Here is a 12,556-nt window from a genome sequence, read left to right as displayed (position 1 = left end):
TGTACGCAGTAGCGAAGCGTTTCCGAACCAAATGATAGTTATAAAAATATTTTCTACATTAAGTGATTGTCTTAGTGTTTGATATATTTGTGCGTTCACCGGCCCCTTGCAATGTATTAAATTTAGTCCTACATTTGGAATGTTACCCGTTATGCATAACATTAACAGACACTTTATCCAACGGCATATCATGCAGTACACAATTTAATCCAAAACCCTGTATTATTATGAGAACCAAGTTCCTTTCCCTTGTGGGAGGTATGTTACTGTCGTTACATACCTTCGCCCAGACCATTCATTATACCAATACTGGTTTAACTAATGATTGCAATGTATTTAATACCAGCACACCGGTATCGATAGATGGATATAAACATTATCCGGTGTACGGCGGCGCTGGCATATTTAATAACACACTCTTACTGAAATGTCAGAATGGTAGCACCTCCGCGACCAAGTTAGGCGCCGCGTATGCTATTGAATATCCTTTTAAAAGCGGTTACCTGTATAAGATCAGCGGGCGTGCCTGGAAAGCGGCGAACCAGGCCACTACTGGTATTCCGCAACTTTCATTTACTACCTTTACCACTTTACCCACGCCGGTAAGCGGCATGCCCACCGCTTGTGATGCGATCAGGCAGTCGTTTTGGGGATCGATGCTACTTGATTCCAGGAGTACGGTTTCTCTGAATGACTCGCAGGATGAGCAGATATTTTGCGAATTTAATGCAGACCAGGATTTCAGTTATTTAGGCGTACTGTCCTGGGGAGGCGCCGGTAATATGTACACCCTGACAGCCATCGGCGAGATCACTATTACGGAAATAGCGCCCCGGTTTACGCTGTCGCCTACCAGTCTGACAAAAGAATGTGGCCAGGGACTTTCACGACTGTTTCAAGTCACAGATGTAAATTCCGTTGGTGGCATCACGTCTTATGTATGGCATTTAGGACCTGTGCCTAACGGTTGGTTGTATAACGGCCAACCTGCGCCGGAATCTATCACTGTAACAAACCTTACCGCCATTACCCTTTCGGCCGATCCCTGTAGTAGTGTAGCACCCTCTCCTGTAAGCGTAACGGTATACAGGGATGCATTGAGTTATGAAACGGATACCGCTATTGTTAATGTGTCTCCGCTTTCTGCCACTATTGGAGGTCCTGCACAATTGTGCGGCGGCGTGGTTGGCAACTATAGCTTTAATGGGGCTTTACCTTGTGGCGCCACCGTTACCTGGAGCCTTAATGCCGGGGACAATGGAAGCCTGGGGAGTACTACCGGCGATGCTACTACGCTTACGGTGAATGGAAATGTAACGCTTACGGCTCATATCAGCGCGCCCTGTGGGAGCCTGACGGTTAGCAAAGCTATTGGGTATAGCGGAACAGCGCCTGTTCCTTTCGGTATTGATGAGGAAGTATTCTGCCAGCCGGGCAACATTGTTCAGCCAAGTACTTTCACTGCAATTCCGAACAGTGGCGAGCCCTATACCTGGACCTTTACATCGGGCGATGGAATCTGGCGTACCATTTCGGCTACAACGGCAGAGATCTCCCATAAATTCGGCGTTGGGTCATATACGATCATGGCTACCACCTCCAATAGCTGTGGTTCGGAAAGCAGTAGCACGGACTTTCACATAATACGGTGTGCTACGGATTTATCAGGCACCGCCAAAGTAGTGGTATCGCCTAACCCGGCGTCCAGTACACTGGTAGTAAGTACAGCATCTACATCTGGCGCTGCGAAAAAACAAGCTGCCAGCGATGTATGGGATATCCGCGAATTGAGGCTCAGCGATAAAATGGGGAATTTGCTGCGCAAACAGTTGTTCCCTGCCGGTACTTCCCGCGCCACGATTAATGTGGAAGGGCTGAAACCGGATGTTTACATCCTGCAAACGGGGAATGGAAAAACCTTTGATGCCCAGAAGGTGATCATAGCGAGATAAGAAAGCAAGTGTTATTTATAGGAGCGTCCGGTAGATCTGATATCTACCGGACGCTTTTTTCTGAAAATAATTAGATAAAAATCCTGGTAGCAACTTATGGCCGATAGCACCCTTTTTTCCTCTGGCGGCAGCAATAGCGTAGTATTCTTCAACCATCCATTTTTGATACTGGTTGCAACCCCTACGGCTTCAACAAGATTATTTTCGGCAGTTCTCAGCGCCAGTTTGTGAATTTCCTGCCCCTTCACCTCTTCCCGCTCCTGATCTGACTCAAAAACACCGGCGTAATCCCTAAAAACGACGCTATATGCTTCTGCGGCATCCGCTGTTCCAATGTCGGATATTTCTTTATCAACGCCTCATAACGCTCAGCGCCCGTCATTGAAATTGAGTTTAAAATACGCTGATCCTGAGAGATCATAGCCTGCTGATTCAATATCCGCCAGAACTTTTCAAAAGCAGGGATATCTGTGAAAAGCTGATCCAGTCCCTTTCTATCTATCTGCAGCACAACAGTCGCTTCCTGTGCAACGATATTGATCCTGGAAGGGACCTGCGGTATAAAGCTGCTGGAATCACTGATCCACCAGTCTTCCATGGCGAAGTGGAGGGTATGTTCATCACCATTATCATCTACATAAAAGGAGCGGAGGAAACCCGAGCAGACGTAACTCTCATGCTTGCATATTTCCCCCTGTGGCAGGAGGTACTGCCTGGGCAGCAGCTTGCGTAAAGTAAGGAAGCTGCAAAAATGTTCCTGTTCTTCCTTAGAAAGACTGATCCGTTTCTGAACGTGTGTTACAATAAGCTGATGCAGATCTGATAGTGGTGGCGTAGCACTCATAAGACTGGTTTCTTCGGAAACAAATATAGCAACCATCTTAAAAAATAGTAAGGTAAAGCTGTCAGTTTTCGTAATTTCCCCGTGGCTTTATTCATAAAACCCAATTACCATATGCTGATGCAAAAGACAAAGGTGTGTCTGATCGTTGCCATGGCAATGACAGCCATCACCACTTCCGTATTTGCGGGCGGTCCGGGCAAACCGGGCGCCACCGACGTTAAACCGGACGCCAACAATGCCGGATTGAAATTACCTGCCGGTTTCGGCGCCTTAAAAGTGGCAGACAGCCTGGGCAGGACCCGCCATATCGCCGTAACCAGCAACGGTGGTATCTATATCAAACTGGACAGGGCAAAGAACAATAATGGCATTCTTTATCTCCAGGACGCCAACGGAGACGGTAAAATTGATAAGAAGACCGGCTTCGGCGCCTATGGCGGTACAGGGATCTATGTGAAAGGCGATTACCTGTATGCCACTTCCAACGAAGATATCTACCGCTATAAACTGGATGCACAACAACAGGTGATTGATCCTGAACATCCGGAAACAGTAGTGAGCGGGCTGATCAACCGCAGACAGCATGAGTCAAAGTCGATCGTGCTGGATGACAACGGAAATATCTATGTCAATATCGGTGCCTACTCCAACTCCTGCCAGACAAAAGACAGGACAGCTGGTTCCATGGGTATGCAGCCTTGTCCGATCCTGGATTCTGCCGCTGGTATCTGGCAGTTCAGGGCAGATAAACAGAATCAGACTTATGGAGATGGCGTACGCTATGCTACCGGTCTGCGGAACGTGGTTGGCCTTGACTGGAATAAGTCGCTCAACCAGCTGTTCGTGATGCAGCACGGCCGTGACCAGCTGCACGATCTGTTCCCAGGTCTTTATACGGAGAAACAGTCGGCCGACCTGCCGGCAGAATGTATGTATGCCCTGAAAAAGGGGGCTGATTGTGGCTGGCCTTATATCTACTATGATCCGTTCCAGCATAAGAAAATGCTGGCGCCGGAGTATGGTGGCGACGGTAAAAAGACTGGTGGCGACAATGTAGAGGAGCCTGTAGTGGCTTTTCCTGCCCATATGGCGCCTAACGGCTTGTTGTTCTATACTGGTAACCAGTTCCCTGAAAGATACCGTAATGGAGCTTTTATTGCCTTCCACGGGTCATGGAACCGCTCTCCTGAGAACCAGGCCGGTTTTTATGTAGTGTTCGTGCCTTTTAAAGATGGCAAACCTTCCGGTAAATGGGAAGTATTTGCTGACGGATTCGCAGGCCCCGGCCCGGTAAAATCGCCCGGCGATGCCCTACACCGTCCATGCGGACTGGCACAGGGACCGGATGGTTCACTGTATGTAACCGATGATGTGAAAGGAACAGTTTACAGGATCGTATATAAGACTAAATAGGCATGAGAAAATGGATACTGGCAGCGATGCCACTGATGATTGGCGCACTGGCGGCAAGTGCGCAGGTGAAGAAACCCGCTCCGGCAAAACCGGCAGCCGCCAGACAGGCAACAGCCAAACAGGGCGGCGGAGCAACAGCGCAGATAGCAAAGGGTAAGATACTTTATAAGCAGTACTGCATCTCCTGTCACCAGGAAAACGGAACGGGAGTACCCCGTATGAATCCGCCGCTGGTAAAGACGGAGTATGTGCTGGGCGACAAGACAAGATTGATCGGGATATTACTGAACGGACTAAACGAAGACGTAGAGATCAACGGGGATTATTACTCCAATCCGATGCCTTCGCAGGCGGCCCTGAAAGACCAGGAGATCGCCGATATACTGTCTTATGTCAGGAATAGCTTCGGCAATAAGGCCAGCACCGTTTCCGCGGCTGAAGTGACCGCGGTACGCGCTACTATAAAATAAAGAATGTGAATACTTTAACAGCGGCATTTATCCAGTGTGGGTAAATGCCGCTGTTTTTTAATTGCTTTTGTCAAACAGATTTCTAACATTTGCGGAAAATTTAAGGGACATGTCAGTGAATCCAGAAGTGGTGCGGGAGGTTAGTGAATTCAATAATTATTACAACAGCCTGGCGGAATTGTTAAACAGGCACTTAGCGGACAATAATCTATCATTATCGGCATTACGTGTACTGGTAAAGTTAAGGGACGAAGAAGATCAATGCACTGCGGGTAAACTGATTGCGAACCTTGGTATAGACGGCGGATACCTCAGCCGCATCCTGAAGACCTTTGAAACGAATCAGCTTATTTCCAAGCGTAAATCCACGATGGATGGCCGTACCTGGTATCTTCAGCTGACCCCCAAAGGACGTAAGTTGCTGGAGATCCTGGAAGAAGGATCCGCGCAGCAGGTTTCCCAATTGCTGGAACCACTGGGCTCAGAGCAGCAACTGGCACTGGCGGGAGCCATGAAGACGGTAAGGCATATCCTCTCTGATGATGCGAAGATTTCTGCGGATGATATTACCTTCAGACGCGACCTCCAGCCGGGGGATGCCGGGTTTATCATGCATATGCACGGCTCTCTGTATGCGAAGGAAGCAGGGTATAACCTCGAATATGAGACGCACATCTGCAAAACCTTCTACGAGTTCCTGGAAGCTTATAATTCCTCCAAGGATCAGGTGTTCCTGGCTATGCATGGCAACCAGATCATCGGTTCCATAGCTGTACTGGGGCACTCCCGTTATGCTACACAGATGCGCTGGTTCCTGGTGCATCCTGATTACCGTGGATTGGGTATTGGACAACGCCTGCTGACAGAAGCCGTCAATGCTGCGAAGGAGAAGCTGTTCCAGAAAATCTATCTCATTACCACCGCCCAGCAGGTGGCCGCAACGACATTGTTTAAAAAGAATGGCTTCCGTAAGTCAGGAGAGAAACATATGCCGATGTGGGGATTGCAGCTGACGGAAGAACGTTATGAGATAGACTTAATTTAAGCAAGACATACTTTTATTGTTAACCCCCTTGCTTTATTTAAAACATTTAGATATTTTTAGTTCGCTGTAGTTCATCCAGGGTTCATTGTATTTATTACATAAAACCCTTAAAATGAAACATCTGCTAACCCATATGTCAGTTTTGCTATGCAAAACGGCTATGATTTGTGTAAAGACACATCCCTTAGCAAGGTCTCTTTTCCCCTCCATTTACAATCAGTCAGTCAATTATGGTCCGTAGCCTGTAGGGGCAATGGCGTCTCTGTACCTTTAGCCGGCCTTCACAGGCAGATACGACCATGCCTGTTTTTCTCTGTCAGGGGTTGTCACTGTAGAAGTAACCGACCTGCAGGGCCATTGCTGTCATGCCGGCGCATATCAGTTCGGAGAAACCTGATATCGCTTGTATGGGAGCATACATGCCTGACGACCACGTAACAGATCACCTTCAACCTTATCAAAACAACTTTCACATTATTCCTCATCCTTCAAAATTCAAAACCATTTAAACATGAAAACACTTTTACAGGTGGCCGTACTGGTGCTGTGCTTACAATTCAACAGCACAGGCCAGCTTGCCAATTTCAATGCAACAGCAGAAGCATTACAGACCAGCATGTACAACAATTTCGGCGTACCCAATGAGAACTACTGGTGGTGTGCCCATGGTGTGGATGCATTACTGGATGGCTACATGCGTACGCGTTCCGAGACCTATAAAACACGTATGAAATCATTACTGCTGGGCGTTAAGAGTTTTAACGGCAACACGTACATCAATTATTTCTACGACGATATGGATTGGATGGGTATAGCCACTTTACGGGCCTGGTATGAAACGGGCGATGCTGACTATTACAACGTGGCCAGTACGCTCTGGACAGATATTAAAGGCGGTTACAGCAACGGCGCTATAGACTGGAACAAGGGCTGTGCCGGATGTAAGAATTCCTGTGCCAACGCTCCGGCAATCATCCTTGGAGCAAGGATGTACCGCGTTACCAACTCCGCAGCGGACCTGCAATTAATAAAAGATATCTACACTTTTATGAAGGCCCACCTGGTAGATCCTGTAACAGGGGCTGTGTGGGATAATATCAATCTGAATACCGGTGTTACCAACAAGGATTGGATCTTCTCTTACAATGTCGGCACTTTCATCGGCGCAGGCTGGGAGCTGTATAAAGTGACCGGTGATGTCAACTATCTCAATGATGCGGTAAAGACTGCGGAATATGCGATGAACAGCAGACGTACCAACGGTATGTTCTTTGCCAATGAAACAGGTGGTGGTGATGGTGGTCTTTTTAAAGGGATCTTCATCCGTTATCTTGCTCAATTGGCACGCGAAGGAAATATACCTGCGGAGACAAGAGCGCGTTATAATGAAGCCATCCGCTTTAATGCACAGACATTAAAGACCAGTGGTATCAATCCTTCTACCAACCTGGTAGGCACTGTATGGTCCCAACAGCCATCAGGCAGTACAGATTACGCTACACAGCTGAGTGGCGTGAAAGTAATAGAAGCAGCAGCTATGCTGGATCAATCATTCTTCTATAAGGATATTAATTACGGCGGCAGTTACTGGGGACTGAATGTGGGCAGCTATAATACAGATGCCCTGGTTGCAAAAGGTATTCTCAATAATGATATTACCGGTTTTGCCATTCCCGCAGGCTACCAGGTAAGATTGTTTAAGAATGATAATTACCAGGGTGAAAGTTGGACTGTTTCCGGCAACAGTGCCTGGATTGGCGGCGCCTGGAATGATAGTGTTTCTTCTCTTATTGTTAATTACACAGCCGGCGCCAGCTTCTTTAAAGATTGCAACTATACCGGTGAGGTAATAAGCCTGGAGGCAGGAGATTATACGTTGACGCAGCTGCAGGCAAGGGGGATATCGAATGATGCGATATCTTCCCTGAAAGTTAGCAGCGGTTACCAGGTGATGCTTTATGAACACGACAATTTCGGAGGAACTACTGTAACTACCTCCACGGATCTTAACTGTCTGGTAAGTCAGAATTTCAATGACCTGACAAGTTCTTTACGCATCATTGCAACAGGTGCAGCGCCTGCAGCATCAACGATAGCGCAGACCGCTCCTGCAAAGAATACGATAAAAGGATTGATATTATATCCTAACCCTGTAGGCAATACGCTGTTTGTAAAAACAGCGGATGATCTCAGCGGGTCAGATATAATGGTGACAGATATGACGGGCAGGATGAGACTCAGGAACCGCCTGTCAGGTAACAGTATTAACGTTTCCGGTCTGCCATCGGGCGTATATTGGATCACGATAGTGAAAAACGGGAAAAAGATCACACTTTCTTTTGTGAAATAACTGCTTGTAACAGAAGCAACTATTAAACTACATGCCGGTTCTGATGAGGAAGGACCGGCATGCTTATTGTAAATTATAGACGGATTAGTATATATTTGCAACCGTAAACCCCTAAGGGACGGTTCGTGAATGTAAAAAGAGGATGTTCTGAATATCTTATTGTTCCCCTTGGATAACATTGTTGTTGATTAAGCGACTGAATTTCAATTTTAATATATCATCTACTGTATGCCAAAGCGTGCCAAAAAGAGTATTTATTTATTTTCTTTCAATGTTGTCATCTTCTTTTCAATGGCATATATGTTGTCCGGAGATAGAAAGGATATGCCGTGGTTTAAGTCCAATTTCCTCAGACAGGTAGTTGATACCGGAGGCTTAGGGGCAACAAATGGATATTCACTGGCAGGCAATAAAGTTTTCGCTACCCGTAACATTACAGATACATTACCTGATACGATCAGTTTTTCTATAGTGGGAGATATGATGGTAGGTTCTTCCTATCCCTCCGCTTTTTTTCTGCCACCAGCAGAAGAAGGAAATATCCTGCAATATGCGATGCCGCTTTTACAACAAACAGATCTGCGTATCGGCAACCTGGAGAGCGCCGTATCAGACAGCGCTAAAGTGTATAAGAACTGTGGTCCCAACCCCAGCCAGTGCTTCGCCTTCCGCACACCTTATAAATGTGCTATGTGGTATAAAGAGGCCGGTTTTGAATACCTGAACATGGCCAATAACCACTCTTTTGACTTCGGCATGTCAGGAGTGAAACATACCCTGGCATTCCTCGACAGCAATAATATTAAGACCAGTGGTGTACCGCAACACCGTTTTGATACCCTGACCGTCAAAAATACCAGAATAGGTTTTGTATCCTTTGCCCCTCACAGCAATTGTCTGGACATGAACGATGACTCTCTCGTAAAGGCGACTATTGCTGAGGTACGCCCCCTTTGTCAGCTGTTGGTAGTGTTCTTCCACGGTGGCGGGGAAGGCTCAGGCCGCATGCATACTCCTAAAGGAAGGGAGTTCTTCTATGGACAGAACAGGGGAGATGTAAGGCATTTTTCGCATATGTGTATCCAGGAGGGAGCAGACCTTGTAATAGGCTCCGGACCGCATGTAGTAAGGGGAATGGAGACATATAAAGGAAAATTAATAGCTTACAGCTTAGGAAATTTTGCAACTTATCATCAATTCAATTTAAAATATCCCAATAATATTGCACCTTTGCTGCAGGTCAAAATCACCAGCGAAGGAAACCTGGTGGAGCATAAAGTGTTTTCTTTCCTGCAAGAGGGGGAGGGCATACCTAAACCGGATACAACATTGAGAGCTTTCAAAATGATCCGTTCTTTATCTGTAGAGGACTTCAAATACTCGGAGGTGGAGGCGGGGACATTTGATTAAAACCTTGTTATTGTGAAGAAGTTATTGCCAATAATCATATCCGTCGCCAGCATTGCCACTGCAGGCGCACAAGTAAAGAAGAAACCAGTTAAACACGCACCAGTAAAGAAGCATACTGCCTATCATAAAAAAACAACTGCCCACAAGGCGGTTGTCCATAAAAAAGTGGTGACGCCACCACCGCTTCCTGATAGTTTATATTTTCCTAATTCCGACATCACCCTCAATACATACGATACTTCTGGCCTCAGAAGTAATATCAAACAGCTCCTGGCCGTACTGGAGTCAGAGCTGGGCAAACCATATATCCGCGGCGCTATCGGGCCTTTCGCCTTTGATTGCAGTGGATTAATGAAGTTCGGTTTCTCCGTTATCGGCATGACCTTACCCCGTACAGCGGCTGATATGAGCTCCCTGGGGAATATCATTACGCCTTCAGACTGGAGTCCCGGCGATCTGCTGTTCTTTGCGGGAAGGAGAAGCACCAAATCCAAAGAAAAAAGGATCGCACACGTAGGCTGTGTCTACAAAGTAGAGAACGGGAAGGTACTGATGATCCATTCCAGCAACCAGGGCGTGAATATCGTCGATATTACAAACAGCGAATACTACAAGAAACGTCTTATCGCTGCCCGCAGGGTGATCCAGGTGGATTCTACCAACATGGTAGTGCCGCCGATGGAAGAGGGTAATACGAGCGATTATTAAAATATTTTATCAAAAGACACCTAAGCCAGCTCCCCGAATGTGCAGATGACATGCTGTTTTTCCTTATTTTTAGTCATGGCCGATAAAAGGTCATGAACCAAAAACAATCATATGGATGCACAGCAACTGGACATGAACCGGAACGAAGATGCGATGCGCAGATCTCTCAGCGCGTTAAAACAGCGCCTCTCCGTCATAGAACAGGGAGGAGGCAAAAAGAACCTCGAAAAAATCCGTCAGAAAGGCAAATTAACCCCGCGTGAACGTATTGCCTATCTCCTGGACAAAGACACTCCATTTAACGAAATAGGCGCCTTTGCAGCCTATGAAATGTATCCCGAACATGGCGGTTGCCCTGCAGCCGGTACAGTAGGCGGTGTTGGCTATATCAGCGGCCGCCAGTGTATGATCGTGGCAAATGATATGACCGTAAAGGCAGGCGCCTGGTTTCCCATGACGGGAAAGAAAAACCTGCGTCTCCAGGAGATCGCGATGGAAAACAGGTTGCCGGTCATTTACCTGGTAGACAGCGCAGGCGTATACCTGCCCATGCAGGATGAGATATTCCCTGATAAAGAACATTTCGGCCGCATTTTCCGCAACAATGCACGCATGAGCGCTATGGGCATTACCCAGATCGCTGCGGTAATGGGCAGCTGTGTAGCCGGCGGGGCTTACCTGCCTATTATGAGCGATGAAGTGCTGATGGTGGAAGGGAACGGCTCTATCTTCCTGGCAGGCCCTTACCTGGTAAAGGCCGCTATCGGAGAGACTGTCGATGCTGAAACTTTAGGTGGCGCAGTGACCCATACGGAAATCTCCGGTATTGCCGACTACAAGTTTGATTCAGACGAAGAATGTCTCGATCATATCAAAAAGATCGTGAGTAAGATAGGAGATCCTGTCAGCGCAGGTTTCAATCGCGCTACACCTGCTCTGCCGGAGAAAGATCCTGCGGAATTATATAGCGTGATCCCGGAAGACAGTACCCGCCCTTACGATATGCTGGAAATCATCCACCGCCTGGTGGACCGTTCTGAGTTTGATCAGTATAAAGAAGATTACGGCAAGACCATCCTCTGTGGTTATGCCCGCATTGACGGCTGGGCAGTGGGTATTGTGGCCAACCAGCGTAAGATGGTCAAAAGTAAAAAGGGCGAAATGCAGATGGGAGGTGTGATCTATAATGATAGCGCTGATAAAGCGGCCCGTTTTATCATGAACTGTAACCAGAAGAAGATACCGCTGGTATTCCTGCAGGATGTGACTGGCTTTATGGTTGGCAGTCGCAGTGAGCATGCCGGCATTATTAAAGACGGCGCCAAACTGGTGAATGCAGTGGCTAATTCTGTAGTGCCCAAATTCACCGTGATAGTGGGTAATTCCTATGGAGCGGGTAACTATGCCATGTGTGGTAAAGCTTATGATCCCCGGTTCATCTTTGCATGGCCTAATGCGAAGATCGCCGTAATGGGAGGCGAACAGGCCGCGAAGACACTGCTGCAGATACAGGTAGCATCGCTGAAAGCGAAAGGTGAGGAGATCACGCCGGAACAGGAAAAAAGTCTGTTGAATGAGATCACCGCACGTTATAACAGCCAGACCACTCCCTATTATGCCGCGGCGCGTATGTGGGTAGATGAGATCATAGACCCGCTGGATACACGTAAAATACTCTCCGAAAGCATTGCAGCGGCAAATAATGCACCTGTGGAAGATACATTCAGCCTCGGTGTTTTCCAGGTGTAAAAGCATAGCGCTTAATCCTTATCTTTGCCCGCTATGTCGGAAGTTATTATTTACACGGATGGTTCCTCCCGTGGTAACCCTGGCCCTGGTGGCTATGGTGTTATCCTGATGTGGAACAATGTCCGCAAGGAATTATCGCAGGGATACCGTCTCACCACCAACAACAGGATGGAACTGATGGCCGTGATCGTAGGCCTGGAAACCCTGAAGAGAGATGGACTGCCTGTGAAGATCTTTACAGACAGCCAGTATGTGGTCAATAGCGTTGAGAAAGGCTGGCTATGGAGCTGGGTGAAGACCGGGTTTAAAGACAAAAAGAACAAGGATCTCTGGCAACGTTTCATTCCTGCTTTCAAGAAGCATCAGGTGAAGTTCCATTGGGTAAAAGGACACTCCACAAATCCCATGAACAACCGTTGTGATGAACTGGCCACACAGGCCGCAGACAGTGGTAACTGGCTGGAAGATGTTGGTTTCGAGGGATAAATTATCTATTGATTATAGACATTTCTGATATTGAAGGGCTGTCCGCCATGGTGGATGGCCCTTTTTGTATCTCCCGGAGTTGCCCCCCGGGGCTGCAAACACACCACCACACCACCGGCGGGCTCAATG

General features: G+C 47.4%; 10 protein-coding genes. 9 read left to right on the top strand and 1 reads right to left on the bottom strand.

Features of this window, described 5'->3' with window-relative positions:
• The first annotated feature begins 227 nt into the window (after positions 1–227).
• Positions 228–1,952 carry a T9SS type A sorting domain-containing protein gene (locus tag F3I09_RS30480; protein WP_149698835.1) on the top strand — a complete coding sequence of 575 codons (1,725 nt, stop codon included), beginning with the start codon at positions 228–230 and terminating at the stop codon, positions 1,950–1,952.
• Positions 1,953–2,196: 244 nt separating this feature from the next.
• On the opposite strand, the gene F3I09_RS30475 is transcribed toward F3I09_RS30480, so the two are convergent.
• Positions 2,197–2,832 carry a Crp/Fnr family transcriptional regulator gene (locus F3I09_RS30475; protein WP_223233442.1) on the bottom strand — a complete coding sequence of 212 codons (636 nt, stop codon included), beginning with the start codon at positions 2,830–2,832 and terminating at the stop codon, positions 2,197–2,199.
• An 81-nt stretch (positions 2,833–2,913) separates the two neighbouring features.
• Here F3I09_RS30475 and F3I09_RS30470 point away from each other — a divergent pair, with 81 nt between their 5' ends.
• From F3I09_RS30470 to rnhA, 8 genes are all read left to right on the top strand, one after another.
• Positions 2,914–4,209: a sorbosone dehydrogenase family protein gene (locus tag F3I09_RS30470; protein ID WP_223233441.1), complete on the top strand. Its 1,296-nt coding sequence runs from the start codon at positions 2,914–2,916 to the stop codon at positions 4,207–4,209.
• A 2-nt stretch (positions 4,210–4,211) separates the two neighbouring features.
• A complete protein-coding gene (locus F3I09_RS30465; protein ID WP_149698833.1) occupies positions 4,212–4,679 on the top strand; it encodes a cytochrome c in 468 nt (155 codons plus the stop codon).
• 109 nt (positions 4,680–4,788) lie between these two features.
• A complete protein-coding gene (locus tag F3I09_RS30460) occupies positions 4,789–5,724 on the top strand; it encodes a bifunctional helix-turn-helix transcriptional regulator/GNAT family N-acetyltransferase (protein WP_149698832.1) in 936 nt (311 codons plus the stop codon).
• A 511-nt stretch (positions 5,725–6,235) separates the two neighbouring features.
• Positions 6,236–8,074 (top strand): glycoside hydrolase family 76 protein, encoded by a 1,839-nt coding sequence (locus F3I09_RS30455; protein ID WP_149698831.1) that lies wholly within the window; start codon positions 6,236–6,238, stop codon positions 8,072–8,074.
• A 228-nt stretch (positions 8,075–8,302) separates the two neighbouring features.
• Positions 8,303–9,484, top strand: a complete 1,182-nt coding sequence (locus tag F3I09_RS30450) for a CapA family protein (RefSeq protein ID WP_149698830.1) — start codon at positions 8,303–8,305, stop codon at positions 9,482–9,484.
• Positions 9,485–9,496: 12 nt separating this feature from the next.
• Positions 9,497–10,192, top strand: a complete 696-nt coding sequence (locus F3I09_RS30445; RefSeq protein WP_188134021.1) for a C40 family peptidase — start codon at positions 9,497–9,499, stop codon at positions 10,190–10,192.
• A gap of 111 nt (positions 10,193–10,303) precedes the next feature.
• Positions 10,304–11,941, top strand: a complete 1,638-nt coding sequence (locus tag F3I09_RS30440) for an acyl-CoA carboxylase subunit beta (RefSeq protein WP_149698828.1) — start codon at positions 10,304–10,306, stop codon at positions 11,939–11,941.
• A 33-nt stretch (positions 11,942–11,974) separates the two neighbouring features.
• Positions 11,975–12,427 (top strand): ribonuclease HI, encoded by a 453-nt coding sequence (gene rnhA / locus F3I09_RS30435; protein ID WP_149698827.1) that lies wholly within the window; start codon positions 11,975–11,977, stop codon positions 12,425–12,427.
• The last annotated feature ends 129 nt before the right edge of the window (positions 12,428–12,556 follow it).

The sequence above is a fragment of the Chitinophaga sp. CF418 genome (genome assembly GCF_900142925.1).
Classification (GTDB): Bacteria; Bacteroidota; Bacteroidia; order Chitinophagales; family Chitinophagaceae; genus Chitinophaga.
This window is presented reverse-complemented; position numbering and strand designations above follow the sequence as displayed.

What these genes read in the sequence shown, in the direction of transcription:
- F3I09_RS30480 (WP_149698835.1), top strand. Translation starts at nt 228, where the DNA reads ATGAGAACCAAGTTCCTTTCCCTTGTGGGAGGTATGTTACTGTCGTTA.
- F3I09_RS30475 (WP_223233442.1), bottom strand. Translation starts at nt 2,832, where the DNA reads ATGGTTGCTATATTTGTTTCCGAAGAAACCAGTCTTATGAGTGCTACG.
- F3I09_RS30470 (WP_223233441.1), top strand. Translation starts at nt 2,914, where the DNA reads ATGCAAAAGACAAAGGTGTGTCTGATCGTTGCCATGGCAATGACAGCC.
- F3I09_RS30465 (WP_149698833.1), top strand. Translation starts at nt 4,212, where the DNA reads ATGAGAAAATGGATACTGGCAGCGATGCCACTGATGATTGGCGCACTG.
- F3I09_RS30460 (WP_149698832.1), top strand. Translation starts at nt 4,789, where the DNA reads ATGTCAGTGAATCCAGAAGTGGTGCGGGAGGTTAGTGAATTCAATAAT.
- F3I09_RS30455 (WP_149698831.1), top strand. Translation starts at nt 6,236, where the DNA reads ATGAAAACACTTTTACAGGTGGCCGTACTGGTGCTGTGCTTACAATTC.
- F3I09_RS30450 (WP_149698830.1), top strand. Translation starts at nt 8,303, where the DNA reads ATGCCAAAGCGTGCCAAAAAGAGTATTTATTTATTTTCTTTCAATGTT.
- F3I09_RS30440 (WP_149698828.1), top strand. Translation starts at nt 10,304, where the DNA reads ATGGATGCACAGCAACTGGACATGAACCGGAACGAAGATGCGATGCGC.
- rnhA (WP_149698827.1), top strand. Translation starts at nt 11,975, where the DNA reads ATGTCGGAAGTTATTATTTACACGGATGGTTCCTCCCGTGGTAACCCT.